Genomic DNA, 26,014 nt, shown 5'->3' with positions numbered 1-26,014 from the left:
CGCTTTCGTTGTAGGAAATGACATTGAAATGGAAAGTGGAACGGGAAGGCGAAAAAAAGCAATTATGCGGCGGATCGGCCGGCAATACACCATCAGGCCCCCGGGTAAAAAGGCTTGCCGATGGAGCTGGGCATGTTGACGCGAATCCACAGCGGGTTGCGCGAGATCAGGACCAGCACCACGATGGTGGACAGGTAGGGCAGCATGCTAAGGAATTGCGTGGGCATATTGACGCCCAGGCTTTGCAGGTGAAACTGCAGCATGGTCACGCCGCCGAACAGGTAAGCACCCAGCAAAACCCGTGCCGGGCGCCAGGTGGCAAAGGTGGTGAGCGCCAGCGCGATCCAGCCTTTGCCGGCGATCATGCCCTCCACCCACAGCGGCGTATAGACCACCGACACATAGGCGCCCGCCAGCCCGCACAGCGCACCGCCGGCCACCACGGCCGCCAGCCGGATGCGCCGCACCGGGTAGCCCAGCGCATGCGCCGACTCGGGGCTTTCACCCACCGAGCGCAACACCAGGCCAGCGCGCGTGCGGTACAAAAACCAGATCAACCCGGCCGTCAGCGCCATCGCGATGTAAACCATGGGGTGCTGGCGGAACAGCGCCGGGCCCACGAGCGGAATATCGGCCAGGAAGGGAATCGGGTACTGCGACTGTTCGGGCAGCTTCTCTTGCACGTATTTGATGCCGGCAAAGGCCGAAAAACCCGCGCCGAACAGGCTGAGCGCCAGGCCTGTGGCGTACTGGTTGGTGTTGAGCCAGATCACCAGCACACCGAAAACCGCGGCCAGGAACGCGCCCGCCGCCATACCGGCCACAAAGCCCAGCCAGCTGTTGCCGGTGTGCACCACGGTGGCAAAGCCGGCAATGGCGGCGCACAGCATCATGCCTTCGGCGCCCAGATTGACGATGCCGGCCTTCTCGTTGATCAGCAGGCCGAGCGCGGCAATGGCCAGCACGGTGCCCGCGCTGAGTGTGGCCGCGATGAGCAATGCGGTGGAGTCCATCAACCGGCTCCTTTCACAAGGTCGGTGGAAGGAAGCGTGGCCACCTGCACGGGGATGGGCCTGGACAGCCTGAGCCTGTAGGCGATCAAGGTATCGCAAGCCAGCAGGCTGAAGAGTAGCAAGCCCTGGAACACGCCGGTGATCGACTTGGGCAGCCCCAGGCGCGACTGCGCGAGCTCGCCACCAATGTAGAACATGCTCATCAGGATGGCCGAGAACACCACGCCGACCGGGTGCAGCCGCCCGACGAAGGCGACGATGATCGCGGCAAAACCATACCCCGCCGGCACATAAGGCGTGAGCTGGCCGATGGGGCCGGCCACCTCCAGCGCGCCTGCCAGGCCCGCCGCGGCACCCGATGTCAGCAGCGCCAGCCACAACGCGCGGCGCGACGAAAAGCCGGCGTAGCGCGCGGCAGCAGGCGCCAGGCCGCTGACTTCATGCCGGAAACCCGCGTGTGTGCGGAACATGAACAGCCACAGCCCGGCCACACCCAGCAGCGCGAGGATGATGCCGATGTTCACGCGCGAGCCCTGCATGAGCCGCGGAATCTGCGTCACGGCCTCGAAAGTTTTGGTTTGCGGGAAGTTGTAGCCGTTGGGGTCTTTCCAGGGGCCGAAGACGAGGTAGTTCAGCACCATCTCCGCCACATAGACCAGCATCAGGCTGACCAGGATTTCATTGGCGTTGAAACGGTCTCGCAGCAAGGCGGTGATGCCGGCCCACACCATGCCGCCCGCAAGGCCTGCCAGCAGGATGGCCGGAACGATCCAGGGGCCGGTGGTTTTTTCAGCCAGCAGCGCCACGCCGCCTGCGGCGATCGCACCCATGACGAACTGGCCTTCGGCGCCGATGTTCCACACGTTGGAGCGAAAACACACGGCCAGCCCCAGCGCGATGATGAGCAGCGGCGTGGCCTTGACCAGCAGTTCGCCGATGGCATACGGCGACTTGATGGGTTCCCAGAAAAACACCTGCAGCCCCTTGACGGGGTCTTTGCCCAGTGCCACGAAGAGCGCCACGCCGATCAGCACGGTAATCAGCAGGGCCAGCACCGGGGAGGCATAGCTCCAGAAGGAAGACGGCTGGGGACGGATTTCGAGCTTCATGCCGAGGCCTCCGCCGTGGTTTGTGTTGTTTCTGTTGGGTGCGTGCCGGGCGCCCAGAGCCCGCTCATCCACTGCCCCACCAGTTCCACCGTGGCGTCGACGCGAGGCAGCGAGGGTGAAAGCTGGCCTTTGGCCATCACGTACAGCCGGTCGCAGATGTCGAACAGTTCTTCGAGTTCCTCGCTCACCACCAGCACCGCGCAGCCGGCATCGCGCAGCTTGAGCAGCTCGCCGCGGATCTGCGTGGCCGCGCCCACGTCAACACCCCAGGTCGGCTGCGAGACGATCAGGAGTTCAGGCCGGGCATCAATCTCGCGGCCCATGATGAACTTCTGCAGGTTGCCGCCCGAAAGGGATTTGGCCACTGCCTGCGGCCCGCCCGACTTCACCTTGTACTCGGCAATGATGCGGTCGGCCTGCGCCTGCAACGCGCCGCGGTCGAGCCAGCCGCTTTTGCCGACGGCCTCCTTGCGCGTGAGCAACAGGTTGCGCGCCAGCGAAAGCGACGGTACGGCGCCGCGGCCCAGGCGTTCTTCAGGCACAAAGTGCAGGCCCAGTGCGCGCCGGCCACCCGGCCCGAGCTTGCCCACCGGCTGGCCTTTCACCGCAACCGCATCGGCCGCAGCGCGGGTATCTTCGCCCGACAGCGCATAGAGCAGTTCCTTCTGGCCGTTGCCCGACACTCCGGCGATACCGACGACCTCGCCGGCGCGCACCTGCAACGCGACCTGGTGCAGGTCGACGCCGAACTGTTCTTCTTTGGACAAGTCGAGCTGTTTCACCTCTAACACCACGGCGCCGGTGCGCACCGCCCGGTGTTCCAGCGCGGGCGGCTCGGCGCCAATCATCAAACGGCTCAGCGAGGCGTTGGACTCCTGCCGTGGATCGCAGAAACCGGAAACCTTGCCGCCGCGCAACACCGTACAGGCGGTGCACAGCGCGCGGATTTCATGCAGCTTGTGGCTGATGTACAAAATACTGCAGCCCTGCGCGGCCAGTGTCCTCAGCGTGACAAAGAGGTTCTCGACCGCCTGGGGCGTCAGCACCGACGTGGGTTCGTCCAGGATCAGCAGCCGCGGATGCGTGAGCAGCGCCCTGACAATCTCCACCCGCTGGCGCTCGCCGACGCTCAGGGTATGCACGGGACGTGTCGGGTCCAGCTGCAGGCCATAGGCTTGCGTCGTCTGCATGATGCGCTGCGAGACCTCGGCCAGCGTGAGGTGTTTGTCCAGCCCCAGCCAGACGTTTTCGGCCACCGTCAGCGTGTCGAACAGGCTGAAGTGCTGGAAGACCATGCTGATGCCCAGCGCCCGCGCTTCGTGCGGGTTGCGCACCACGACCGGTTTGCCGTCCATCGCCACGCTGCCGGCGTCGGGCTTGACCGAACCGTAGATGATCTTCATCAGGGTGGATTTGCCCGCGCCGTTTTCACCGAGCACGGCGTGGATCTCACCGGGCTGAACCGTCAGCGAAATGCCGCTGTTGGCCACCACGCCGGGGTAGCTTTTGGTGATGCCGGAAAGCTGCAGCCGCGGCGGCTGGCCGGGCGGGCTGTCAGTCTGGGGCGGGGCTGCGGTCATTGTCTCTGGGGTATCCGGTTTTGTCGTCGGTTTATAGGTAATTCCGGCTGCAGCCCATACAAGACGGGCGCAAGCAGCTATTCTTTTCGTAGCGTTGAGGCCACGGACTTGACACGTTCGCGCAGCCAGCGGGCCGAGTTGGAGGCGTGCGTGCGTTCGTGCCAGAGCTGGTAATACATCATGCGGGGAAAGGCGATCGGGGTGGGCAGTATTTTCACCGGCAGCAGGCTGGCAAAGCGTTCGCAGTACTGGCGCCCGGTGGTCATCACCAGCAAGCTTGATGCCACCATGGACGGCATAAGGCTGAAGTGCGGGCAGCGCACCGTGATGTTGCGCACCATGCCCAGGGTGTCGAGATGCTCGTCGATCACACCCTTGGCGCCGGGGTGCGTGGCGGTAGGGGCGATGTGTTCGGCTTCCAGCCAGGTCGCGGCATCCCAGCCGCGGCGCACCGCCGGGTGGTCTTTGGCGACCAGGCACACCACTTCGTCGCCGAAAAGCCGCGCCATGTGCAGGTCGTCGGGCGGTGCGGCCCAGTTGCCTATGACAATGTCGGCCTGGCCTTGCGCCAGGTGCATGCGGTAGTCGGATTCAGCGGACAGCGGGTGGATTTCAATATGGCAGAGCGGCGCCTGGGATTTGATCTGTGCCACCAGTTGCGGCAGGAAAGACGGGTCCAGGTAGTCGCTCGCCGCCAGGCGAAAGGTGGTTTCTGCCGTGGCAGGGTCAAACCCCCGCGCGTCACTGAACAGCATGCCGGCCGCGCGCAAAATGCTGGCCGAGGGCTCGATCATGCGCAGGCCCGCATCCGTAGGCACCATGCCGGAGCCGGACCGCACCAGGATAGGGTCACCCGCCAGCGTGCGCAGGCGCTTGAGCGCCGCGCTGACGGCGGGCTGGTACATACCCAGGCGGAGGGCGGCGCGTGATACGCTGCGTTCAGTAAGCACGGTATTCAAGACCCTGATGAGATGGAGGTCTATCTTGTCGAAAAGCGCCTGGTCTTTCATACCTTTTCACCCATGCGGTTGATATGCACTTTTGTATGCTGGCCGCGGCGCGACTGTTTTAACCTGAAGCATGGCTGTCCCATCTTTTTCCAGACCCATCCGCTTCGTCAGGCGGGGTGAAGTTGTTTCCGTCAGCAATGTACCACCCAGCCGCACCCTGCTGGAGCTGCTGCGCGAGGACCTGGCCTGCACCGGCACCAAGGAGGGCTGCGGCGAAGGCGACTGCGGCGCCTGCACCGTGGTGCTGGGCGAGGCGGCCGGCGGCAAGCTCGAATACCGCGCCATTAACAGCTGCATTCGCCTGGCGCATTCCATTGACGGATTGGCCGTCTGGACCGTGGAAGATATTGCCCCCACGCTTTTCACTTCGCCTTCGGCTTCGTGTAATGCGCTGCCCCCCGAGGGGGCGCTGCGCCTGCGGCCCGGCAAAGCCGGTTCCGCGGCCCCTGCTGGCGAGGGAGAAGGGGTTGAACCAGCGCTACATCCTGCCCAGCAAGCCATGGTCGACAAGCACGGCTCCCAATGCGGCTTCTGCACCCCCGGCTTCGTGATGAGCCTGTTCGGCATGTACCAAAACCACATCTGCAAGGGCGAGCCTGTCACGCGGGAGCTCGCGCAGGAAGAACTTTCGGGCAACCTCTGCCGCTGCACCGGCTACCGGCCCATCCTGGAGGCCGCGCAAACGATGGGCAGCCTGCGTCCCGTTCGGATCGACGAAGCCGGTTTGCTACAAAAACTGGAGCTGCTTGCGCCCGTCCCTATTGGGCTGCAGGCCGATTTGGCTTACAAATCGCCGAAAACACTGGCAGCCCTGCTGCAGGCCCGCGCCGCCCACCCTGGCGCCCAGCTGGTGGCCGGCTGCACCGACGTGGGCTTGTGGGTGACCAAGCAGCATATGCAGTTTGGCGAAGTGCTTGACGTCACCCGGGTGCGGGAGCTGCGCCGCATTGAAGACTACCCGCGGCACATCGCCATTGGCGCCGCAGTGACACTGGCCGACGCCTATGCGGCGCTGGTCAAAGACCGGCCGCAGTTGCACAACTTCGCGGCCCGCTTTGCGGGGCTGCCGGTGCGCAATTCCGGCACGCTGGGCGGCAACATTGCCAACGGCTCGCCGATTGGCGACTCCATGCCCTTGCTGATTGCGCTGGGGGCCAACATCGTCCTGATGAGCGTGCGCGGCCACCGCGAAATGCCGCTGGAAGCGCTTTACACCGGCTACCGCAAGAACCTGATGGCGCCCGACGAAGTGCTGGCCTGGATCAAGGTGCCCAAGGCGCAGCCCCGGGAGGCGATGAAGGCTTACAAAATCTCCAAGCGCTACGACGACGATATTTCCGCCGTCTGTCTGGCGATCAATCTGCAGATTGAAAACAACACCGTGGTCACTGCGTCCATCGGTGCGGGCGGCGTCGCCGCCACGCCGGTGCGTGCCATCCAGACCGAGGCGGCGCTGACGGAGAAACCCTGGACGCAGACCACTGTGCAGCACGCCATCGCTACGTTACGCGCCGAGTTCTCGCCCATCTCGGACATGCGCGCCTCTGCGGCCTACCGCAGTCAGGTGCTGGGCAACCTGCTCCAGCGTTACTGGCTTGAAAGCCAGGGACTGCAGCAGATCAACCTGGCGAGCTTCCGGCTGGAGGAAGCCGCATGAACGCCGCGAAAGACATCTCCGTCAGCCGCGATGCGGTGGCCGACCCGGACGTACGCGCAGCCAACGCCCGCGCTGGTGATATGCCCGCTGCGGACCTGGCGGAAAAAACGTCGCTGGCCAAAAAACCTGCAGGCACGCAGGCGGCGGGCCGCTCGACGCCCCATGAAAGCGCTCGCGCGCAAGTCGCCGGCGCCGCCACCTATGTCGACGACATTCCCGAGGTGCGCGGCACGCTGCATGCCGCGCCCATTTTGTCGACCGTGGCACACGGAAAGCTGCTGGGCGTCGACACCACTGCGGCGCTGGCCATGCCGGGCGTGCACGATGTGATTCTGGCGCGCGACATTCCGGGCGACCCGGTGCTGGGCAATTTCTCGCACGACGAACCGGTATTTGCGCAGGGCACGGTGCAGCACATCGGCCAGGTGATCGGCGTGGTGGTGGCCGACACCGTCATGCAGGCCCGCCGCGCCGCGCGCAAGGTGGTGTGCAACATCGAACCCCTGCCTGCATTGTTGACCGTGCGTGATGCACTCAAAGCTGAGAGTTATGTATTGCCGCCGGTCTTCGTCAAACGCGGCGATGCGGCAGCTGCACACAAAAAAGCTCCGCACACGCTGCACGGCACACTCGAAGTGGGCGGCCAGGAGCACTTTTACCTCGAAGGCCAGGTTGCCTACGTTGTGCCGCAGGAGCAGCAGCAATGGCTGGTGTATTCGAGCACCCAGCACCCCGGCGAAATCCAGCATTGGGTGTCGCACGCACTGGGCATTGCCAACCACGCAGTGCGCGTTGAATGCCGGCGCATGGGCGGCGGCTTTGGCGGCAAGGAAACGCAGTCAGGCCAGATGGCCGTCTGGGCCGCCATCGCTGCCCACAAACTGCATTGCCCCGTCAAGCTGCGGCTGGACCGCGACGACGACTTCATGGTCACCGGAAAACGCCACCCGTTTGCCTACGAATACGACGTGGGTTTTGACGAGACCGGCCGGCTCAGCGGCCTCAAGCTCATGATGGCGGTGAACTGCGGCTTCAGCGCCGACCTGTCGGGCCCGGTGGCCGACCGCGCGGTTTTCCACGCCGACAACGCTTACTTTCTGGAGGACGTGGAGATAGCGTCCTACCGCTGCAAGACCAACACCCAAAGCAACACCGCCTTCCGCGGCTTCGGCGGGCCGCAGGGCATGATCGTGATTGAAGCCATCATGGGCGACATCGCACGCACGCTCGGGCTGGACCCGCTGGAGGTGCGAAAACGCAACCTCTACGGCATCGGTGAGCGCGACGTCACCCACTACCAGATGAAGGTCGAGGACAACATCCTTGAGCCGCTGCTATCAAAACTGGAGCTGTCCGCGCTTTATTCACAGCGCCGCCAGGCCATTTCTTCCTGGAACACCCAAAGCCCGGTCATCAAGCGTGGCATCGCCATCACACCCGTCAAGTTCGGCATTTCGTTTACCGCCACCCTCTTCAACCAGGCCGGCGCGCTGGTGCACGTCTATACCGACGGCAGCGTACAAGTGAACCACGGCGGCACCGAAATGGGCCAGGGACTGAACACCAAAGTCGCCCAGATCGTGGCCGATGAACTGGGCGTGCCCTTCGCTCAGGTGCTGGCCACCGCCAGCGACACCAGCAAGATTCCGAATGCGTCAGCCACCGCAGCCTCAGCCGGCACCGACCTCAACGCGCGCGCCGCGCAATACGCCGCCCGCAATGTGCGCGACAACCTGGCGCAATTTGTGGCCGGCTTGGACCGCTGCGGCGCGGGCGCCGTGCAGTTTGAGGGCAGCAAGGTCGTCACACCCGCAGGTACGCGGCCCTTCACCGAAGTCGTGAAGCTGGCCTATGCCAACCGCATCCAGCTCTGGAGCGATGGCTTTTACCGCACACCCAAAATCCACTACGACAAGGCCACATTGACCGGCCGGCCGTTTTACTACTTCGCCTACGGGGCAGCCTGCACCGAAGTGGCCATCGACACCCTGACGGGCGAAAGCCGTGTACTGAAAGTCGACATCCTGCATGACGTAGGCACCAGCATCAACCCGGCCATCGACATCGGCCAGATCGAAGGCGGCTTTATACAAGGCATGGGCTGGCTCACCACCGAGCAGCTGGTGTGGAACGACAAGGGCCTGCTGACCACGCACGCCCCCAGCACCTACAAGATTCCCGCGACCGGCGACGTACCCGAACACTTCAAGGTCGATCTATGGCCCGAGCCCAACCGCGAAGACAACGTCTTCGGCAGCAAGGCCGTGGGCGAACCGCCGCTGATGCTGGCGATCAGTGTGTACGAGGCACTACGGGATGCGGTGGGGGCTGGAAAGCCAGGGGATCAACTTGTGGTGATGGATGCGCCGGCTACGGCGGAGAATGTGCTGAGGGCCGTCGGCTATGGTGATTCGCCAAAATTATTGACGTAGGCTCATGCCCCTGGACAGATCAACATCAAGCCGTGCAAGGGAGCAACGCATGTGGCAATCCGCTTTATTAATATTCGTTCTGGGATTCACCATTTCAGGCGCAGAGGCGCAAGGCTCCCCTTCTCTGTGCTGGGTTCGTAGCACCTCGCTGTCCGACACAGGCGAAGCAATTGTGAAATTCGATCCTGCTGCCCGTGGGTTTATGGGCATCACGTCTCCCGGCGCCCAACAGCCGGATACGACCTTCTCCCTGGTACCCGAAAGCAGCAACGAGAACGGGAGCGACTCTACGGTGCGTATCCCAAAAAACAAGGAGGCCTGGTTGCGCCAAGGCCATGAAGGCTGTGAGTTTCGATGGGCCCAGGAAGGCGGCAGCTCAGGCATACGCATCAGTGCGACCAGTTCCTACGTCCCGCCAGGAGCCGCACCAGCGACTGCGCATGCATTTGTTCCTTTCTCGAAAAAATGACTGTGCCTGGATTCCTCGCGCGCCGTTGCCAATACTTCACGACAACAGGCGGGTCCACGCTTCGCCCAGGCGTGGTCAAACACAGCGGTAGCCTGCGACCCCGCAGCTACGGCAGCGTTTGAGCGCCTGATCCGAGACGGAAAATCAAGCCTCGCGGTACATCCCCGAGTCGCCCCGTACGCCCAGCTTTTTCCGGAAAGCCTGAATATCAAAGCCCTCGCTGGCGAGCTGCTTTTGCATGACGGTCTGGGCGGCGGCCACCGCATCGGCATTGGCCCACTCGACCACGGTCACCACATCGAACTCGCTGCTGTCGCCCGTCTGGGTCAGCACATGTTTTTGCAGGCAGCCGGGCTGCTCGCCCAGCATGCGCTGGACCTGGTGAATGCGCTCGACAAAAGCGGAGATCGATTGCGAGGGCACGACGAATTTGTCGACGCGGAACACGGAGGCGGAAGCGGGGCTTGATAAATCGCTGGACATGAAAACAACTCCTTTGAAATAAGCGGGCCGGATTGGCCTGAAAAATGAGGAGTCTGAAACCTCAAGTAAAGTTTAGGTCAAGCATTTTTTTCAAGGAAATCCATGGGCACGGAACTGGAACAGGCCGGCATCTTTCCCACACTCTCGGTCGGCGACATGGCACGCCGCAGCGGCGTGGCGGTGTCCACCCTGCACTTTTATGAGAAAAAAGGGCTGATCAGCAGCACCCGCACCGAAGGCAACCAGCGTCGCTACGCACGTGAGATGCTGCGTCGCGTGGCTTTTGTGCGTGTGGCGCAGCGGGTGGGCATTGCGCTGGCCGACATCGAGGCAGCCCTGGCCACCCTGCCCGCGAAGGCGGCCCCCAGCCGCGCGGACTGGGCCCGACTGTCGGCAGCCTGGCGCGCCGACCTGGACGAGCGCATGGCCCAGCTCAAAAAACTGCGCGACACCCTGGACGACTGCATAGGCTGCGGCTGCCTGTCGATTGACAAATGCCGGCTGCGCAACCCGTATGACCAGCTCGCCGGGCAGGGCGCGGGGCCGCAGCGTTTGTGGGTTCGTCGCCGGGAAGCCTAGAACAAGGGGCGGATCAGATCCAGCAACATCATCGCCACCGCAAAGCCCATCACCACCACACCGCCCCAGCCGAACCACGTGGTCTTCAGGCCCGAGGTGAAATTGCCCATCACCGATTTCCGGCCGGCCAGCAGCATCAGGCCGGCCATGATGGGCACGGCCACCACGCCATTGATCACGGCACTCCAGTAAAGCGCTTTCATCGGGTCTATGCTGGTGAAGTCCATGCCCGTGCCTACCACGGTAGCAATGACGATGATGGCGTAAAAGCGCTTGGCTTCGTACCAGTGGCGCTCCAGGCCTTCGGGCCAGCCGAAGGCCTCGGCCACGGCGTAGGCAGCTGACGAGGCCAGCACCGGCACGGCAAGCAGGCCGGTGGCGATGATGCCGCCGGCGAACAGCGCAAAGGCAAAATCGCCGGCCAGTGGCCGCAAAGCCTGCGCCGCCTGCGCGGCTGATGTCACATCATGGATACCGGCCGCATACAACACCGCACCACCCAACACCATGATGAAAAAGGCGATGGCATTAGAGAAAAACATGCCGATGTAGGTGTCGCGCTTGACGCGGCGAAGGTCGCGGCGGATCTTCTTTTCAGCGCCCAGCACGCCGCCCTTCAAGCGCAGCTCTTCGACCTCCTGCGAGGCCTGCCAGAAAAACAGGTAAGGCGAAATCGTGGTGCCCAGCAGCGCGACGATCATCATCCAGTAGCCCGAGGTCCATTGCAGTTTGGGAACGACCAGGTCATGCAGCACCTGGGCCCACTGCACCTGCACCAGGAACACGGCGATCACATAGGCAAAGAGAAAGAGCGTGAGCCATTTCAAAATGGGTGCGAGCTTGCGGTAAGGCACAAACACCTGCAGCAGTACGGTGATGATGCCGAAGGCCACCGCATGAAAGTGGTCGCCGCCGCCCACAGCCAGCTGCAGCGCCTCGCCCATGGCGGCAATGTCGGCGGCGATGTTGATGGTGTTGGCAATGACCAGCAAAAACACCATGCTCATCAGGAAGGCGCGCGGCGTGTGCTCGCGCAGGTTGGCCGCCACACCCTTGCCGGTGACGCGACCTATGCGGGCGCTGACCAGCTGGATGGCGATCATGAAGGGCAGTGACAAAAATACCGTCCACAGCAGCCCGGTGCCGAACTGCGCCCCCGCCTGCGTGTAGGTGGCGATACCGGAAGGGTCGTCATCGGCAGCGCCGGTGACTACACCTGGGCCGACATGGCGCAGGAAAGAGGGGATGCGGTTCAACATGGCCGCGAGGCTAACACGGCTTGATGAGGCCTGGCTTAAGCCAGATCAACATATCGATTCAGGCTACAGACCAATGCAGGCGAGCGCCAGCAGCTATAAAAACAGTAGCAGATGACTGGAATACAGCCTGGCGTCCAGGCTGGCAGCCATCAAAGGCGTAGTATGGAACACCTGCGGCAAGTTCTCGCGGCCCCACCCGACCGGCGCCAGGCAGCAGATGGCGTCTGCGGGTTTTCACACCGGAGAAATCATGACAGTTGCACCATGCACAAGCGGCGGACCGGCTCAGTCGTTCAGATGGCTGACACCGCTTTTTCTGGAAACCCGGAGCGCGGGCAATGAGAACCCGACGATGCCGCGCGCGTTGCCTGCGGGAGCTGCATGATGGACAGCGCCGCCCTCAGCCTTCTGGGTGCTTTCCTGTTGTCCATCATCGGACTCTTTGTCTTCATCTGGTCGCTGCGCAAAGGTCTGCTGCAAGAAAACCCTGTCGCGGCTTCCGTCATCTTCGCGCACGGCGAGATCGGCCAGGTCGACGACCCCGCGCTACAGGACGCAGCACAGGCGTCAATGCAGAAGGTAGTGAAGGAAGGCGGCATCAAGACGCACGCGGCCGACGCCGCCGAACTGCTGGACCGCATCACGTCCGACCGCTCCACCGCGTTTCCGGTGTTCATGTTCATCACCTTTGCCTGCCTGTGGCTCATCGTGGGCTCGATGGCGGGGCTGGTGTCGTCCATCAAGCTGCATGAGCCCGACTGGCTCACCGACTATGCCTGGCTGACCTTCGGCCGGATACGCACCGTGCACCTGACCGGCGTGCTCTACGGCTGGATCACCAATGCGGCGCTGGGAATGATCGTGTGGCTGCTGCCGCGGCTGCTGCGCACCCGGCTCTACGGCGCCTTCTGGGTCATGCTGGGCGGGGCGCTCATCAACATGGGCATCGCCGGCGGCATAGGCGCCATCGCGACCGGCTGGAACGACGGCATGGAATACCTGGAAATTCCATGGCAGATCGCGATCTTCATGTTCGCCGGCTTTGCCCTCGTCATCCTGCCGGTGCTGTTCACGCTGGTCAACCGCAAGGTCTCGCACCTGTACGTCAGCGTCTGGTACATGACGGCGGCGCTGCTGTGGATTGCCCTGCTCTTCCTGGTCGGCAAGATGCCCGGCGTGCACACCGGCGTGCAGCAGGCCACCACCAACTGGTGGTATGGGCACAACGTGCTGGGCCTGTGGTTCACGCCCGTGAGCGTGGGCGCCATCTATTACTTCCTGCCCAAAATCATCGGCCGGCCGATACGCTCCTACAACCTCTCGCTGCTGGGCTTCTGGACGCTGGCGTTTTTCTACGGCCAGGTCGGCGGCCACCACCTCATCGGCGGCCCGGTGCCCGGCTGGCTCATCACGCTGTCGATCGTGCAGAGCGTCATGATGGTGATTCCGGTGATCGCCTTCAGCATCAACATGGGCGCCACGCTGCAGGGGCGCATGCACCTGGCGCGTTATTCGCCGACGCTGCGCTTCATGATGTTCGGCGGGCTGATGTACCTTGCCTCATCGCTGCAGGGCTCGCTGGAGGCGCTGCGCAGCGTCAACCAGATCACCCACTTCACCCATTTCACGGTGGCCCATGCGCACCTGGGCGCCTATGCCTTCGTCACCATGGTGCTGTTCGGCGCCATCTATTTCATGATGCCCCGGGTGCTGAACTGGGAGTGGCCGTACCCGAAACTGATCACCCTGCATTTCTGGCTGGCGGCTGTCGGGGTGACGATATATTTTGTCGGGCTCACCATCGGCGGCTGGCTTCAAGGTGTGGCGATGCTGGATGCCGCCCAGCCCTTCATGGCTTCCGTCGAGCTGACCCTGCCCTACCTGAAATGGCGATCCGTGGGCGGCGGCCTGATGGTACTCAGCCATCTGGTGTTCGTCGGCCATTTCCTGGCCATGGCGCTTCGCTTCGGGCCGGGCCGCGCGGGCGCCGCCCTCTTCTGGCCCAACGACGCACGCAGCGCTGAAATGGGAGCCGCTCATGGAAAATGAAGTCAAGCTGGCATCGGGCGCCATGGTGGCCCTGGGCATCGCCACGGCGGCCCTGGTGGTGATGCCCTACATGCAGGTACGCGACATCAAACCGCCGCCGGAGCTGAAAAACTACACCAGCGCCCAGCTGCGCGGGCGCGAGGTCTACATTGCCAATGGCTGCGTTTATTGCCACAGCCAGCAGCCGCGTGACCGGAACTTCGGCCCCGACGCGGAGCGCGGCTGGGGCCGGGCCTCGGTGCCGGGCGATTATTTCTATGACAGGCCGCATTTGCTGGGCAGCATGCGCACCGGGCCGGACCTCTTCAACATCGGGGCGCGCCAGCCGAGCAAGGACTGGCACCTGGGCCACCTGTACCAGCCGCGCGCCTATGTGCCCGGCTCCATCATGCCGTCCTACCCCTATCTCTTCACGGTGAAGGACGCCAAAGACGCCGAAAGCGAGGGCGAGCAGCCGCTGGCCCTGCCACCCGCCTACGGGCCGAACATCGGCCAGGTGGTCGTGCCTTCGCCGCAGGCGCTGGACCTGGTCAAGTACCTGCAGGGCCTGAACCACACCTACCCGGTGCTGCCACCCGCCCCCAAGCCCTGAGCCACACAAGGTCATCCCATGTTGAACGACAAGACATCTGAAAGCCGGGCCCAGGAGCGGGAACAGGCGGAGCCCTCTGAAAAGAGTCAGCCCATCCCGCTGATCTTCCTGGTCGGGGCATTGGCCCTGGTGCTGTGGGGCGCGGGCTACATCGTGCTGTCCGGCTCTTTCGGCCGCGCCGACCTGGGGGACAAGCGCACCCTGGCGGACCTCTCGGGCCCCGCGCCGGGCGCTGCGGCCAACGGCAAACAGCTGTTCACCGCCAACTGCGTGGCCTGCCACCAGGCCACCGGCAAAGGGCTGCCCGGGGTGTTTCCACCGCTGGACGGCTCCGAATGGGTAACCGGCGACGAGCGCACCGTGGCCAACATCCTGCTGCACGGCGTCACGGGCGAGATCACCGTCATGGGCAACACCTTCAAGGGCGCCATGCCGGCCTTCGCGCAGCTCAGCGATGCCGAACTGGCCGCGGTGGCAAGCTACGTCCGCGCCGAATGGTCCAACAAGGCGGGTGCCATCAAGCCCGAGCTGTTTGAAGCCGAACGCAAGGCCGGCACGCGCACCACACCGTTCAACGGCGCTGCCGAGCTCAAGGCGCTGGCGGCCAAAAGCTCCTGAGCTGAAGGGGCAGCAAGCGTGGTGGGCCAGCCCTGATGCTTCGCACCGCCTTGCTCAGCGTCATGCTGGCCCTGGCGGGTTACGCCGCCGCCGCGTGGCTGACGCACGACTTTCAGGTCTGGACCGCCGAGGGCGCCCGTCGGCTCGATGTTGCACTGCGACCTGTCGCAACCCCCGCAGTCAGCGTCGACGGGCCCGGCATCACCTCTCAGGCACTGTCGCAGCATCTCGCCGACGGGCAGTCCGTCACGCTGGTGGATTTCATCTACACACGTTGCCAGACCGTCTGCCTGGCGATGGGCAGCAGCTTCCAGCAAATGCAGCAGATATTGCAGGCGAGGCAGGAGCGCGGCGGCAGGGTCAAGCTGCTGTCGATCAGCTTCGATGGGCGTCACGACAGCCCCGCCGTGCTGCAGGCCTATGCAGCGCGATTGAGCGCTGACCCGGCGCTGTGGCGCTTTGTGCGTGTGCAGGACCCGCGGGACACCCAGCGCCTGCTGGCGGGTTTCCAGGTCGTGGTGGTTCCTGATGGCCGCGGCGATTTTGAACACAACGCGGCGCTGCTGGTCATCGACCAGAAAGGCCGGCTGGTTCGCATTTTTGACTACGCGGAACAGCAGCTCGCGCTCGACTATGCGCAGCACCTTGCGCAGGCTGCCCCGCCATGAAGAGGCTGGCGCCTCCCTCGCGCGGCACCCTGGCGGTTATGGCCGTCGCCCTGCTTTGCCTGCTGGCCTTGCCCGGCCTGCGGCATGGGCTGGAAGCCAGCATGACACTTCATATGCTGGTGCAGTATCCCCTGCTGGCGCTGGCCGGCTATCTGCTCGCCACAGCACTGCCGGGGCGCTGGCTGGCTCGCCTGGGGCTCTGGAATGCCCACGGCATCAGCGGTTTGTTCGCTGCCGCGGTGGTGCTCGCGATCCTGATGATCCCCCGCGTACTAGACCTTGCGCTGGTGGACGGCCGCATCGAAATCCTGAAATGCCTGGCCCTGCTGGCCTGCGGCGCCGCCGTGCGCTTGTCCTGGCACGCGGCGGGCCTGCTGGTGCAGGGTTTCTTTCTGGGCAATGTGCTGCCGATGATGGCAGTCGTGGGCAACCTGTATGAAACTTCGCCGGTACGCGTCTGCAACGCCTACCTGCTGGACGATCAGGCGCGCCTGGGGCAGATGCTGGTGTGGATTGCAGCAGCGATTGCCGCTGCATGGTTTACCTGGCTGGTCCGTGCCTTGATGCAAAGAGACACTGCCATGCTGCCTGACGATGCAGCAACGAAACCCACGGCACGCTGACACCACTCATGCCGCCGGGGCGCCACTCACATGGCAAGGTTCAGATCCACTTCCAGGCCTGCCCGCTTCATTTCACGTGCCAGCAGCAGCCGCCACAATCCGGCCTCGTCGACCGAAATGCTTGTAGCGCCTTTCAGGACATCCGGCAAGGCGTCGTCTTCGGACAGCAGGCAGGCAATGCGGTTACGGCCGAGCGCGGCCAGCATGAACCCGATGGCCAGCATGGCCGCTGGCGCATCGGATTTGTTGCCCGGCAGGAGCAGCAAAAACGCCACATTGCGCAGCCCCTCCAGCTGGTCGATGGTGACGGCGTCGAGTATCGCCGCCTCCAGCCCCAGCTGCTCCATGAACTGGCACGCGTCGCCCACGGCATCTCCGCCCAGGCCCAGGATGGCCACGCGAGAACCGGACACGGCTTGCGGCGCGGTGGCGGAAGAGAGATCGGTCTTGGACATGGGCATCCTCGTTGGAATGGAAGGTGAAGGTGTGGAGATCTGCTCCGGTTCCGGCTCCGGTTCCGGTGCTGGTTCCGGTGCTGGTGCTGGTGCTGGTGCTGGTGGGGGCGGTGGTGGGGGCGGTGGCACCGGTTTCGCCTCCGCAACCGGCTCCACTATCGGCGCTGCAGTGCCATCGAGGTAGTCGCTCAGCAGCTTCTTGGCCGCATTCACGCGCATGATGGCCAGATCGATCCCTTGCCTGACTTTTTGCTGGCGTTCGTCGTCCGTGAAGCGGTCGCCGAAAGTCTTGTCCAGCAGAAAATCCTGTATCGCGACGGCAAACTGCCGGTATTCGGGCGTGCCCACGCCAAAGCTGTCGGCCAGGGTGGTGTTGACTTTCTTTTGCAGGGACTCCACGCTCGAATCCCAGCCGGTTTGCGTCACCGATATTTTGAAGGCCCGCAGAATCTTGATCTGCCGATTGACCTTTTCGATCGCGTTCTCGATCTGGGCTTTATCGGGGGCGCCGGATGGTAGTGTATTTTTGCCGTTGGACATGCAGGTTCCTCATGCGACCAGCCCATACTGTAAGGCTTCTCTGGTTCCGGACTCAACACCAGCAACGTCCCGCAGTTTTCATATTGGCATGCATCGGCCAGGAATGACCCGGCCATTCATCACATCTGCAGCGAAATCACCGTTCCGCCACCGCATGGCTCGCATGAGAACTTCACAGGCAGGAAGGCTTCGATGGTCCGCGCATTGGTGCGGGTGTGCTCGGTCAGCTCCGTCGCCCAATAGCGACCCATCCGACCCTGCAGGCCCGCCAGTGCCATGGGAATCATCAGCTGGTCTGCCAGGTGCGGGCCTACCGGCGCCTCGTGTGCCTGGTAATCCTTCACTTCCTGCAGCACACGGCGGGCAACCTGCTCGGCACTCACGCTCTTTTCGCCATAGGCAGCAAAGACCTCGGTGATGTTTTCATAGCGCAGGACAGCCAGCAGCGCATTGCCCGGCCCTTCGTTGCTGCGCAGCCCGCGGTCGCGCAGGCAGTCTTCCTGCCAGCCAAGCCCCTTGCGCAACACGTCCAGCTCACGCTCGGCCACACCTCTCGGCAGGCCGGCGTGCAGACATTCGGCGTATGCCTCTACCAACGCGCCACGTTCCATGAGGTGAATGGCCGAAAAGCCGTGCGCGGGCGGGTTCAGGCGCACGCGCGCCTCCCCGCCTCCCGCCGGGTAGAAACCGTGGCGGCGCAGTTCAATGTCAAACAGTGCCTCGCCGCTGCCGGCGAAATAAGGCGCCAGCGCGGTCAGAAAGGAACACGACGGCGCCATCGGGTTGTGCGTGCCGCCGCTGAGCAGCAGCGTCGAAGCCGCCTCGGCCTGCAGTAGCGGCCACAGCACGGTCTGCAGCACCAGCATGCAGCTGCCTGCCGAGCCGACCGCAAATTCGTAGTCGCCCGCGCGCACCTCACCTGGCGTGAACAGCAACGTGGTTTCGCCAATCTGCACGGCCTGACCGGTGGCATTGACGGCAGAAGTCTCATCGCCGCCGCCGCCCACAGCCACAGCCGCGTTCACGCAGGCCAGGTGCTGGCGCATCAGGCCGGGCTTGGGCCGCTTCGCACGGATGTTGTTCATGCGAAACGGCTTGCCCGTGACCAAGCTGAGCGCCAGAGCCGTGCGCAGAATCTGCCCGCCGCCTTCGCCTTGCGAGCCATCGAGTTCAATCATTGTTTTTCTTCTTTCATCATCAGTCAGTTGCGCTGGCGGCAAGCACGCTCAAGGTCCGGTTAACAGGGTTCCACACCGTCAGGCACCAAATGCCCCACCACTCTTTTCCCGCTTCAAAATAGTTACTCCATTGGCTGCGCGATGGTTCAAGATCAGGATCACCAACCCAGTCGATCACCTCAGGAAGATGGCCCGGGATCAAACCTAAAATTTGACACCACCGATCAAACAGCGCCTTCGCGTCAGCATCTTTCATGAAACCGTAAGGTGGGTCACTAAAACTCAAAAACAAACAAGGCGCACCGGCTGGATGCGCCGCGCAGGAAAAGAGGTCCTGTACTTTTTCCACCGGCAAAATTTCCGGACTCGCAGCGGCACAGTCGTAGTCGAGCTGATGAAAATTCGACGCACTAAATTGCGGAAATTTTTTGATGGCCTCCTGGTGGTTTACCAACCATCGCTCCCGTACGTCCGCGAACAGCAGCTCCAGCGCGCACCGATGCAGCGCCGCAGAAGGATCAATGCCTTTCTCCAGCGTGTAAACAGCAAAATCAAATACGCAGCCTGCTTCGGCAAGTTTTGCCCGAAGAGCCGTCAGGGCAGGACCGGACAATGCCTGCAGAGCGTTGTCCTTTTGCCCCCCTCCCTCAACCTTTGACACACACCACCTGCTTGAGCGTGTAAACCACTTCCACCAGATCACTCTGGGCCAGCATCACGGCGTCAATGTCCTTGTAGGCCATCGGGATCTCGTCGATCACCTCCGCGTCCTTGCGGCATTCCACGCCTTCGGTAGCCTTGATCTGGTCGTCCACCGTAAACAGCTTTTTGGCCTGCGTACGGCTCATGGTGCGACCTGCTCCGTGGCTGCAGCTCATGAAACTGTCCGGGTTACCCTTGCCGCGCACGATGAAACTCTTGGCGCCCATGCTGCCTGGAATGATCCCGAGCTCTCCCGCCTTGGCGCTCACGGCACCCTTGCGGGTCACAAACACCTCTTGCCCAAAGTGCGTTTCCTTCTGCACATAGTTGTGGTGGCAGTTCACCGCCTCCAGGTGCGTCTCGAAGGGCTTGCTGATCACCTTGCGCAGCGCGCCAATGGCGGCCTGCATCATCACCTCGCGGTTCAGGCGCGCAAATTTTTGCGCCCAGCCCACACCGCGCACATAGTCGCCAAAGTACTGCGAACCTTCTTCGAGGTAGGCCAGGTCCTTGTCGGGCAGGTTGCGCTGGTGCAGCTCGGCGTCTTTCTTCGCGAGCTCGATGAAGTGCGTACCGATGGCGTTACCCACCCCGCGCGAACCACTGTGCAGCATGATCCACACCCCGCCGCCTTCGTCGAGGCACACCTCGACAAAGTGGTTGCCGCCACCCAGCGTTCCCATGTGGCGGTGGTTGTTGGTGTTCTTCAGGCGTGGGTAGTCCAGGCAGATTGCCTCGAACTCTTCGACCAGCTGGCCCCAGGCCGCATCTGCCGCGCTGGGCGGATTCGTCCAGGCGCCGACCTCTCGCACTGAACCATTCCTGCGATAGGTCTTGGGCGCCGAGCCGTGCGGCACGGCTTTTTCGATCTCCGAGCGCAGCGGACCCAGGTTGTCAGGCAGGTCTTCGGCGCGCAGCGTGGTTTTGCAGGCCATCATGCCGCAGCCGATATCCACGCCCACCGCAGCTGGAATGATCGCCTTGAAGGTCGGGATCACGCTGCCGATGGTCGCGCCCAGGCCGTAATGCACGTCGGGCATCACGGCCACGTGCTTGAACACAATGGGCAGGCGGGCGGAGTTTTCCAACTGCTTCAGGGCCTGGGCTTCCACCGGTACGCCGTTGGTCCACATCTTGACCGGCACACCGCCGGTGACTTCATGTTGTTGGTAGTTCATTGTTTTTCTTCCTTTTTCAATAAAAACGGATGACTAGAGCTTGTGAAATGAAATTCCGCCACTTGTTGCCAAGCTGGGGCTTGAACCCAGACCCCGCGCCTTTCAGCGCGAGAGCGTTTGCACGCCGCGTCTACCTGTAATTTCACGGGCATTCATCCAAAACCTTTTGATCACCAGCAGCAACAAAATTGTTGAAATGGATACGTGCTCTACCAGACTGAGCTACGGTGCTGCAATGGGCTCGGGCACAAGCCCATTGCAGCACCGGCGGGATTCGAACCCGCGACCTCGGCATTAACAGTGCTGTAATTCCAACCGCATTTGCCGCCGGCAATCAAAACTTTTTGCTCTCTCTTCAAGAACTTTCAAAAACACGACAAGGATCGGTGAGATTTTCATGTGCATTCAGTTTCCTGTGATGCACATGGCCAGAGTCGAACCGGCTATATCCAATGTAATCCCGCCAGCATTCGTGCTTTTGAAAACCCTCTTGCCAATCTTTAAAAAAGGCCCCCGCCTGAGGACTAACAGTTGTGTGATAGAAACAGTTTGGATGTAATCACACCGGCATTCCTCAGGCGACGACGCTCAACACATCGAGTCATGGCTTACAAAGCCAGCTCGTCTATCAATCCGACCCAGTGGTCGGCTCCCAACGCCCCCGCGGCAAACAAAGCCAGTACCTTGAACACTTCATCGGTAAAACCGCCGATGTTCAGGATGTCAGGCCGTTCAAGCGCCTGCGTATGGGCGTAAGGCTGGATGTCGATACACACCAACCTGGCTTGCGGGTTGCGCTGCTTGAACACTTCCCATTCACGCAAGGTTTGCGTCGCACCGGCACGCTTGCTATCCACCCATGACTCGTTGTCCGACACCAGCACCACCAGGTCTGCCTTGGCCTTACCGGCGTTCAACAGGGCCAACGGCGCCGAGCAGTTGGTTCCGCCACCGCCCACGGCAGCCAGTTTCTCCGCATTGGTCATCACCGAGTCACGCGGGTTCAACGACAAGTTGACGACTTTCTGCTCAAACGGCAGCACCATGGTTGCCGGGTTCTTGCGCAGCAGAGCCGCAGCCACCAGGGCCGCCACGTCAATACAACGCACCGCACTGGTTGCAGAACCACGGTGTCCAGACACCGCCGAGCTCATGGAGCCCGACACATCAGGACACACCACCACCTTACCCACCAGAGCGGGCACGTTCTTCAACGCGATTTCCATCGCGTCTTGCAATGCTTCACGTACCTGCAGAGGAACGGTTTCATCCGTCGCTTTGTAGGCAGCCATCAACTGGTAGGGCAACACGCGGGCCTTCTCAATGCTCTGCACATCACGCAGTTTGGCGGCAATGGCCTTTTCAGCCTTGGTCGTACCAAACACACCGTGGCGCGCAAAGGTGTTGAGGTTCTGTCGAACCATCTGCCACGAGCCGTTCTTGGCAATCTGGGTCCACTGGTTGGTGGTCAGGTTCAACGCGGTCAGCATCTGAAAAGGCACATCGGGTGCCGCACCGCAGCGGTCCTTTTTGTAGGCTTCAAAAGCACGCGTCGCCTCGGGCAACTGGCTCACGTCAAAGTCACGGCCAATCAACCAGGCAAACCACGCGGCGCGCCAGGCCTCAGCCGGTTTTGGGTGAACCATCTTCACGACGTCGGCCAATGACGGGCTGTTACCCACGCTGGCGTTCAGCAGCTGCTTCTCGCTTGCATTGCACAACCAGGCCTGCACCAACTTCTTGGGACGCGAACCCATTGACTTACGGCCCACACGGCCGCTACGCAGAATTTGCACCACGTTACGCAGCATCTTGCCGTTGTCCACGACGCGAGGAAACGCCTTGGCAAACAGTGCCACATCGCGGGTCGCCAGCGAGGCCAACAGCAGCGCCGGCATGTCTTTCATATGGCCGCGCTCACGGGCATAGATGGCGGTTTTGGCCACGAAGCCCGCATCCACCTGCGCAGCCAGCTCCAGCACTTTGTCCAGTTGCTCGGCAGCACCGGCGTAGTAAACATTGTTCAGGCAACCGGTGACGGCCAACTGCACCAGCGCATGCCGAGGTGCCAGAGCATAAGCCACACCACCCGCCTCGTTGACAGTGGTGGAAGCAGACGGGAAAGCGCCTTTGCTGTTTTGAAATAGTTGAGTGTTTGCCATGTTCTTGTTCCTTGTTTGCATTCACCGTTGTGGTGACGAACTATGTATTGCAGGCAGCGTGCCAACTCTTCAAAACTTTTTCTCCATCACCGTAGATCATTGATTTAATTGAGTATTTTTCATAAAAATCAAAAAATAACCGGTTCATCTTCACTCATCTCTCCTATTTTTTTAGCTTTAAAGCTAGTACATTAGAAATATGAAGAAGAAAGTGGTGATGGGTTTCCTGGGTACCCAACTGGATTCGGGCCTGAGTGCTTCCCGTTGGGAGAAATGGCGGCCGACGGTGTCGATCGCACAGCATGAGGACCTGATCGTCGACAGGCTGGAGCTGATGCACGACGTGCGCAACAAGGCGCTGGCCGAACGGGTGCGTGACGACGTGGTTCAGCTCTCGCCCGGCACCGAGGTTCGGCTGGTCGAAATGAACCTGGCCAACCCCTGGGATTTCGGCGAGGTCTATGGCGCGCTGTATGACTGGATGCGTGCTTACGCCTTCGACACCGAGCGCGAAGAGTACTGGGCGCACATCACCACCGGCACCCATGTAGCGCAGATCTGCCTGTTCCTGCTGGTCGAGGCGCGCTTCATTCCCGGCGTTCTGTTGCAGACGGCGCCGCCCAGGGGCCGGCAAGGCCACGGTGTGGGCAGTTATGAACTGATTGACCTGGACCTCTCGCGGTATGACGCGATCAACACGCGGCTTGCGGTGGCGCAGCAAGATGCAGTGTCCTTCCTCAAAAGCGGCATCGCCACACGCAACCCCCGCTTCAACAAGTTGATCGAGGAAATCGAACACATCGCCGTCCAGAGCAAGGCGCCCATCCTGCTGACCGGACCGACCGGCGCGGGCAAGTCGATGCTGGCGCGGCGCATCTTCGAGCTCAAAAAGTCACGCCACCAGGTCAGCGGCAGCTTTGTCGACGTGAACTGCGCGACGCTGCACGGCGACGGTGCAGGCTCCACGCTGTTCGGCCACAAGAAGGGAGCGTTCACCGGGGCGGCCAATGACCGTCCCGGCCTGCTGCGCACCGCCGACAAGGGCGTGCTGTTTCTCGACGAGATTGGCGAGCTGGGCCTGGACGAGCAGGCCATGCTGCTCAAGGCCGTGGAAGAAAAGCGCTTCCTGCCCGTAGGCGCCGACAAAGAAGTCGAAAGCAGCTTCCAGCTGATCGCCGGCACCAACAAGGACTTGCGTCTGGAAGTCGCCCGCGGGCGCTTCCGCGAGGATCTTTTTGCGCGTATCAATCTGTGGACGTACACCCTGCCCGGCCTCAGCCAGCGCCGGGAGGATATCGAGCCCAACATGGACCACCAGCTCATGCTCGCATCCGAAGATCTGGGCAGAAAAACCCGCATGACCGCCGAAGCCCGCGCCGCCTACCTGCGATTTGCACAATCGGGCGAGGCCATCTGGGCTGGCAATTTTCGGGACTTGAGCGCATCCATCACCCGCCTTGCCACGCTGGGCGACAACGGCCGCATCGGCGCGAGCCTGGTGGAGGCCGAGATCGCGCGGCTACGCTGGCAATGGCAGGCCACAGAACAGGAAGCCAGCGGCGGCGCTGCCTCACTCGCCGAATTAATGGGAGGCGCCGCGGACACACTCGATTACTTTGAACAGCTACAGCTTCAAGCCGTGATTGAGGTTTGCCGCAAAAGCGCTTCCCTCAGCGACGCCGGGCGGGTGCTCTTCAATGTCTCACGTACCCAGCGCAGCGTGGTGAACGATGCGGACCGGTTGCGCAAATATCTGCTGAAATTTGACCTGACCTGGGAGCAGCTGTCGACCTGAACCTGGGTACAAACCCGAGACACAAGGCCAGGCAGCCCTATTCGCTCATCACCACCAGCACCTGCGCATCGCTGCGGCCCAGCGAAAGATAGATGTGGCCCACGCCACTGTCGAAATAGGCCGACTCATGGCGCCCCACTTCGATGATTTCGCCGGTCTCGAACTCGATGCGCACACGGCCCGACAGCACGATTACGAACTCCTGGCCTGCGTGGCGGATGAAGTCAGGGAACTGGCTGCGGCTGCGCGCCACGATGCGGCCGTGCATCGGCGTCATGCGCTTGCCCGGAAAGCCGGCGGCCAGCGCGCCGTAGTCATAGTTGCCAGAGCTGTAGGCTGGCGCACCGCCCGCCTCGGACCAGACCACCACCGGCTTTGCAGCGCCGGGGGCCGGCGCCGCGGCCCGCGCGTCCAGCAGTTGCCCCACGTCCAGCGACAGCGCCCGCGCCACGGCGGCCAGCTTTTCATAGCTGACCGAAATCTGGCCCAACTCCATCTTGGACAGCGTGGACAGCGCGACGCCGGAACGGCCGGACAGGTCCTTGAGCGTCAGCCGCCGCACCTTGCGGTGCCCGCGCAGGCTCAGACCGAGCCGCACCCGGTCCGCCTCGGGGGCGGCGGCAGGGTTGCGGGCGGGGCGTGCAGGCATGGTGTTTTCCCTTTTTTCGAAAAATCCCGGTAAATGGGCTGGACAGGCACGATTCTCGCATGTGAGAATTCTCAAATGAGAGAATTTGACATCCTGATCTTCGGCGCCGGCATTGCGGGCGCATCTTTGGCCTGGCGCCTGGCCGGGCAACGCAGCGTTGCGCTCGTCGAACGTGAATCCCAGCCGGGGTTTCACTCCACCGGCCGGTCGGCGGCCATGTTCATGGAAACCTATGGCCCGCCCATGGTGCGGGCACTGACGCGTGCCAGCCGCGGGTTTTACGAACGGCCGCCGGAAGGGTTTCACCCGGCGCTGATACAGCCCCGGGGCGTGCTTTACCTTGCCACGCACGGCCAGGAAAAAGAACTGGCGCACACCCGCCAGGAACTGTCCGCAAGCTGCCCCGGCCTGGTGACGCTGGACGCCGACACCACGCTGGCCCATGTGCCCTGCCTGCGGCCCGATGTGGTGCACGGCGCGCTGTACGACGCAGGCGCGCAGGACATGGATGTGCATGAACTGCATCAGGGCTTTCTGCGCGGCTTTCGCCAGAAGGCAGGCGCCGACGGAGAGCTGCGCACCGCCGCCACACTGACACAGGCCACGCATGACGGACAGCGCTGGGCCCTGCAATTCAGCGACGGCGAGACGCTGCGCGCCAAAACCGTGGTGAATGCCGCAGGCGCCTGGGCTGACGAGCTGGCCGCCATGTTTGGCGCGCAGCCCATCGGCCTGGTGCCGCACCGGCGCAGCGCCTTTACCTTCAAGGCGCCCGAGGGCATGGACGCCTCACACTGGCCCGCCGTGGTGGGTGTGGACGAAAGCTATTACTTCAAGCCCGATGCCGGGCAGCTGCTGGGCTCACCCGCCAATGCGGACCCGACGGTTCCGCACGACGTGGCTCCTGAAGAGCTGGACATTGCCATGGGTATCCACCAGATCGAAAGCGTGTCGACACTGACGATCCGCCGCCCTTCCAGCACCTGGGCCGGCCTGCGCTCTTTTGTACCCGACGGGGAAATGGTGATTGGCCACGACAACGCCTGCCCCGGTTTTTTCTGGCTCGCGGCGCAGGGCGGCTACGGCATCCAGAGCGCGGCCGGTGCAAGTGCGCTGGCCGATGCGCTGATCCGCCAGGCGGCGCTGCCTGAAGAGCTGCGCCAGCAAGGCGTTGAAGCCTCCAGGCTCGCACCGGCCCGTTTGCGTTAACTCTT

General features: G+C 62.8%; 22 protein-coding genes and 1 pseudogene. 11 read left to right on the top strand and 12 right to left on the bottom strand.

Annotation, left to right across the window (positions count from 1 at the left end; all coding sequences use genetic code 11):
- Positions 1-92: 92 nt before the first annotated feature.
- From AC1D13_RS06085 to AC1D13_RS06070, 4 genes are all read right to left on the bottom strand, one after another.
- A complete protein-coding gene (locus AC1D13_RS06085; RefSeq protein ID WP_457279854.1) occupies positions 93-1,013 on the bottom strand; it encodes an ABC transporter permease in 921 nt (306 codons plus the stop codon).
- The gene (locus AC1D13_RS06080; protein ID WP_457279853.1) at positions 1,013-2,122 is read right to left on the bottom strand and encodes an ABC transporter permease; all 1,110 of its coding nucleotides are present in this window, start codon (positions 2,120-2,122) and stop codon (positions 1,013-1,015) included. Before AC1D13_RS06080 ends, AC1D13_RS06085 begins: the two co-directional genes overlap by 1 nt.
- A complete protein-coding gene (locus tag AC1D13_RS06075) occupies positions 2,119-3,702 on the bottom strand; it encodes an ABC transporter ATP-binding protein (protein WP_457279852.1) in 1,584 nt (527 codons plus the stop codon). Before AC1D13_RS06075 ends, AC1D13_RS06080 begins: the two co-directional genes overlap by 4 nt.
- A 77-nt stretch (positions 3,703-3,779) precedes the next feature.
- Positions 3,780-4,712: a LysR family transcriptional regulator gene (locus tag AC1D13_RS06070; RefSeq protein ID WP_477665507.1), complete on the bottom strand. Its 933-nt coding sequence runs from the start codon at positions 4,710-4,712 to the stop codon at positions 3,780-3,782.
- 70 nt (positions 4,713-4,782) lie between these two features.
- Between AC1D13_RS06070 and xdhA the strand changes: the two genes are divergently transcribed.
- The 3 genes from xdhA to AC1D13_RS06055 are packed head-to-tail and all read left to right on the top strand — an operon-like array spanning position 4,783 to position 9,270.
- Positions 4,783-6,369, top strand: a complete 1,587-nt coding sequence (gene xdhA / locus AC1D13_RS06065) for a xanthine dehydrogenase small subunit (RefSeq protein ID WP_457279850.1) — start codon at positions 4,783-4,785, stop codon at positions 6,367-6,369.
- The gene (xdhB, locus tag AC1D13_RS06060) at positions 6,366-8,801 is read left to right on the top strand and encodes a xanthine dehydrogenase molybdopterin binding subunit (RefSeq protein WP_477689173.1); all 2,436 of its coding nucleotides are present in this window, start codon (positions 6,366-6,368) and stop codon (positions 8,799-8,801) included. The genes xdhA and xdhB overlap by 4 nt, the downstream gene beginning before the upstream one ends.
- Positions 8,802-8,850: 49 nt before the next feature.
- Entirely contained in the window at positions 8,851-9,270 is a 420-nt protein-coding gene (locus AC1D13_RS06055) for a hypothetical protein (protein WP_457279849.1), read from the top strand.
- A gap of 144 nt (positions 9,271-9,414) precedes the next feature.
- Here AC1D13_RS06055 and AC1D13_RS06050 read toward each other — a convergent pair whose 3' ends face one another.
- Positions 9,415-9,753, bottom strand: coding sequence for an antibiotic biosynthesis monooxygenase (locus tag AC1D13_RS06050; protein WP_477665506.1), 339 nt, complete (start codon positions 9,751-9,753; stop codon positions 9,415-9,417).
- Positions 9,754-9,855: 102 nt separating this feature from the next.
- Here AC1D13_RS06050 and soxR point away from each other — a divergent pair, with 102 nt between their 5' ends.
- Positions 9,856-10,332, top strand: coding sequence for a redox-sensitive transcriptional activator SoxR (gene soxR / locus AC1D13_RS06045; RefSeq protein WP_457279847.1), 477 nt, complete (start codon positions 9,856-9,858; stop codon positions 10,330-10,332).
- Here the strand turns inward: soxR and AC1D13_RS06040 are convergent.
- Positions 10,329-11,591, bottom strand: a complete 1,263-nt coding sequence (locus AC1D13_RS06040; protein ID WP_457279846.1) for an Nramp family divalent metal transporter — start codon at positions 11,589-11,591, stop codon at positions 10,329-10,331. The two genes, soxR and AC1D13_RS06040, sit on opposite strands and share 4 nt — an antisense overlap.
- Before the next feature lie 384 nt (positions 11,592-11,975).
- On the opposite strand from AC1D13_RS06040, the gene AC1D13_RS06035 reads away from it, so the two are divergent.
- The 5 genes from AC1D13_RS06035 to AC1D13_RS06015 are packed head-to-tail and all read left to right on the top strand — an operon-like array spanning position 11,976 to position 16,141.
- A complete protein-coding gene (locus AC1D13_RS06035; protein WP_477689172.1) occupies positions 11,976-13,640 on the top strand; it encodes a cbb3-type cytochrome c oxidase subunit I in 1,665 nt (554 codons plus the stop codon).
- Positions 13,630-14,232, top strand: coding sequence for a cbb3-type cytochrome c oxidase subunit II (locus tag AC1D13_RS06030; protein WP_457279844.1), 603 nt, complete (start codon positions 13,630-13,632; stop codon positions 14,230-14,232). The genes AC1D13_RS06035 and AC1D13_RS06030 overlap by 11 nt, the downstream gene beginning before the upstream one ends.
- Before the next feature lie 18 nt (positions 14,233-14,250).
- Entirely contained in the window at positions 14,251-14,850 is a 600-nt protein-coding gene (locus tag AC1D13_RS06025) for a c-type cytochrome (protein ID WP_477689171.1), read from the top strand.
- Positions 14,851-14,885: 35 nt separating this feature from the next.
- Positions 14,886-15,518, top strand: coding sequence for an SCO family protein (locus AC1D13_RS06020; RefSeq protein ID WP_477689170.1), 633 nt, complete (start codon positions 14,886-14,888; stop codon positions 15,516-15,518).
- Positions 15,515-16,141 (top strand): hypothetical protein, encoded by a 627-nt coding sequence (locus AC1D13_RS06015; RefSeq protein WP_477689169.1) that lies wholly within the window; start codon positions 15,515-15,517, stop codon positions 16,139-16,141. The genes AC1D13_RS06020 and AC1D13_RS06015 overlap by 4 nt, the downstream gene beginning before the upstream one ends.
- A 26-nt stretch (positions 16,142-16,167) precedes the next feature.
- Here AC1D13_RS06015 and AC1D13_RS06010 read toward each other — a convergent pair whose 3' ends face one another.
- The 5 genes from AC1D13_RS06010 to AC1D13_RS05990 all read right to left on the bottom strand — a co-directional run bounded on the left by AC1D13_RS06010 (position 16,168) and on the right by AC1D13_RS05990 (position 22,356).
- Positions 16,168-17,136, bottom strand: a complete 969-nt coding sequence (locus AC1D13_RS06010) for a hypothetical protein (RefSeq protein WP_477689168.1) — start codon at positions 17,134-17,136, stop codon at positions 16,168-16,170.
- A 119-nt stretch (positions 17,137-17,255) separates the two neighbouring features.
- A complete protein-coding gene (rtcA, locus tag AC1D13_RS06005; RefSeq protein ID WP_457279839.1) occupies positions 17,256-18,314 on the bottom strand; it encodes an RNA 3'-terminal phosphate cyclase in 1,059 nt (352 codons plus the stop codon).
- A 19-nt stretch (positions 18,315-18,333) separates the two neighbouring features.
- The gene (locus AC1D13_RS06000; RefSeq protein WP_457279838.1) at positions 18,334-18,975 is read right to left on the bottom strand and encodes a hypothetical protein; all 642 of its coding nucleotides are present in this window, start codon (positions 18,973-18,975) and stop codon (positions 18,334-18,336) included.
- Positions 18,962-20,194 (bottom strand): RtcB family protein, encoded by a 1,233-nt coding sequence (locus tag AC1D13_RS05995; RefSeq protein ID WP_457279837.1) that lies wholly within the window; start codon positions 20,192-20,194, stop codon positions 18,962-18,964. Before AC1D13_RS05995 ends, AC1D13_RS06000 begins: the two co-directional genes overlap by 14 nt.
- A 608-nt stretch (positions 20,195-20,802) precedes the next feature.
- On the bottom strand, positions 20,803-22,356 hold the full coding sequence (locus tag AC1D13_RS05990) for a vWA domain-containing protein (RefSeq protein ID WP_457279836.1): 1,554 nt from the start codon (positions 22,354-22,356) through the stop codon (positions 20,803-20,805).
- 199 nt (positions 22,357-22,555) lie between these two features.
- On the opposite strand from AC1D13_RS05990, the pseudogene rtcR reads away from it, so the two are divergent.
- Positions 22,556-24,085, top strand: a pseudogene (rtcR, locus tag AC1D13_RS05985) (RNA repair transcriptional activator RtcR); the annotation flags it as partial.
- A gap of 103 nt (positions 24,086-24,188) precedes the next feature.
- On the opposite strand, the gene AC1D13_RS05980 reads toward rtcR, so the two are convergent.
- The gene (locus AC1D13_RS05980) at positions 24,189-24,800 is read right to left on the bottom strand and encodes a helix-turn-helix domain-containing protein (RefSeq protein ID WP_457279835.1); all 612 of its coding nucleotides are present in this window, start codon (positions 24,798-24,800) and stop codon (positions 24,189-24,191) included.
- A gap of 75 nt (positions 24,801-24,875) precedes the next feature.
- On the opposite strand from AC1D13_RS05980, the gene AC1D13_RS05975 reads away from it, so the two are divergent.
- Positions 24,876-26,009, top strand: a complete 1,134-nt coding sequence (locus tag AC1D13_RS05975) for an NAD(P)/FAD-dependent oxidoreductase (protein ID WP_477689167.1) — start codon at positions 24,876-24,878, stop codon at positions 26,007-26,009.
- Positions 26,010-26,014 lie beyond the last annotated feature (5 nt).

The sequence above is a fragment of the Polaromonas sp. P1_E12 genome (assembly GCF_056405975.1).
Note: the sequence above shows the minus strand (reverse complement) of the source record. Positions and strands in the feature narration are given on the sequence as shown.

Bases quoted from the DNA above. Each gene is read 5' to 3' on its own strand.
- rtcA (WP_457279839.1), bottom strand. From the start codon at position 18,314: ATGATTGAACTCGATGGCTCGCAAGGCGAAGGCGGCGGGCAGATTCTG.
- AC1D13_RS06075 (WP_457279852.1), bottom strand. From the start codon at position 3,702: ATGACCGCAGCCCCGCCCCAGACTGACAGCCCGCCCGGCCAGCCGCCG.
- xdhB (WP_477689173.1), top strand. From the start codon at position 6,366: ATGAACGCCGCGAAAGACATCTCCGTCAGCCGCGATGCGGTGGCCGAC.
- AC1D13_RS05995 (WP_457279837.1), bottom strand. From the start codon at position 20,194: ATGAACTACCAACAACATGAAGTCACCGGCGGTGTGCCGGTCAAGATG.
- xdhA (WP_457279850.1), top strand. From the start codon at position 4,783: ATGGCTGTCCCATCTTTTTCCAGACCCATCCGCTTCGTCAGGCGGGGT.
- AC1D13_RS06025 (WP_477689171.1), top strand. From the start codon at position 14,251: ATGTTGAACGACAAGACATCTGAAAGCCGGGCCCAGGAGCGGGAACAG.
- soxR (WP_457279847.1), top strand. From the start codon at position 9,856: ATGGGCACGGAACTGGAACAGGCCGGCATCTTTCCCACACTCTCGGTC.
- AC1D13_RS06080 (WP_457279853.1), bottom strand. From the start codon at position 2,122: ATGAAGCTCGAAATCCGTCCCCAGCCGTCTTCCTTCTGGAGCTATGCC.
- AC1D13_RS05975 (WP_477689167.1), top strand. From the start codon at position 24,876: ATGAGAGAATTTGACATCCTGATCTTCGGCGCCGGCATTGCGGGCGCA.
- AC1D13_RS05990 (WP_457279836.1), bottom strand. From the start codon at position 22,356: ATGGCAAACACTCAACTATTTCAAAACAGCAAAGGCGCTTTCCCGTCT.
- AC1D13_RS06035 (WP_477689172.1), top strand. From the start codon at position 11,976: ATGGACAGCGCCGCCCTCAGCCTTCTGGGTGCTTTCCTGTTGTCCATC.
- AC1D13_RS06015 (WP_477689169.1), top strand. From the start codon at position 15,515: ATGAAGAGGCTGGCGCCTCCCTCGCGCGGCACCCTGGCGGTTATGGCC.
- AC1D13_RS06010 (WP_477689168.1), bottom strand. From the start codon at position 17,136: ATGTCCAACGGCAAAAATACACTACCATCCGGCGCCCCCGATAAAGCC.
- AC1D13_RS06020 (WP_477689170.1), top strand. From the start codon at position 14,886: ATGCTTCGCACCGCCTTGCTCAGCGTCATGCTGGCCCTGGCGGGTTAC.
- AC1D13_RS05980 (WP_457279835.1), bottom strand. From the start codon at position 24,800: ATGCCTGCACGCCCCGCCCGCAACCCTGCCGCCGCCCCCGAGGCGGAC.
- AC1D13_RS06070 (WP_477665507.1), bottom strand. From the start codon at position 4,712: ATGAAAGACCAGGCGCTTTTCGACAAGATAGACCTCCATCTCATCAGG.
- AC1D13_RS06085 (WP_457279854.1), bottom strand. From the start codon at position 1,013: ATGGACTCCACCGCATTGCTCATCGCGGCCACACTCAGCGCGGGCACC.
- AC1D13_RS06050 (WP_477665506.1), bottom strand. From the start codon at position 9,753: ATGTCCAGCGATTTATCAAGCCCCGCTTCCGCCTCCGTGTTCCGCGTC.
- AC1D13_RS06055 (WP_457279849.1), top strand. From the start codon at position 8,851: ATGTGGCAATCCGCTTTATTAATATTCGTTCTGGGATTCACCATTTCA.
- AC1D13_RS06030 (WP_457279844.1), top strand. From the start codon at position 13,630: ATGGAAAATGAAGTCAAGCTGGCATCGGGCGCCATGGTGGCCCTGGGC.
- AC1D13_RS06040 (WP_457279846.1), bottom strand. From the start codon at position 11,591: ATGTTGAACCGCATCCCCTCTTTCCTGCGCCATGTCGGCCCAGGTGTA.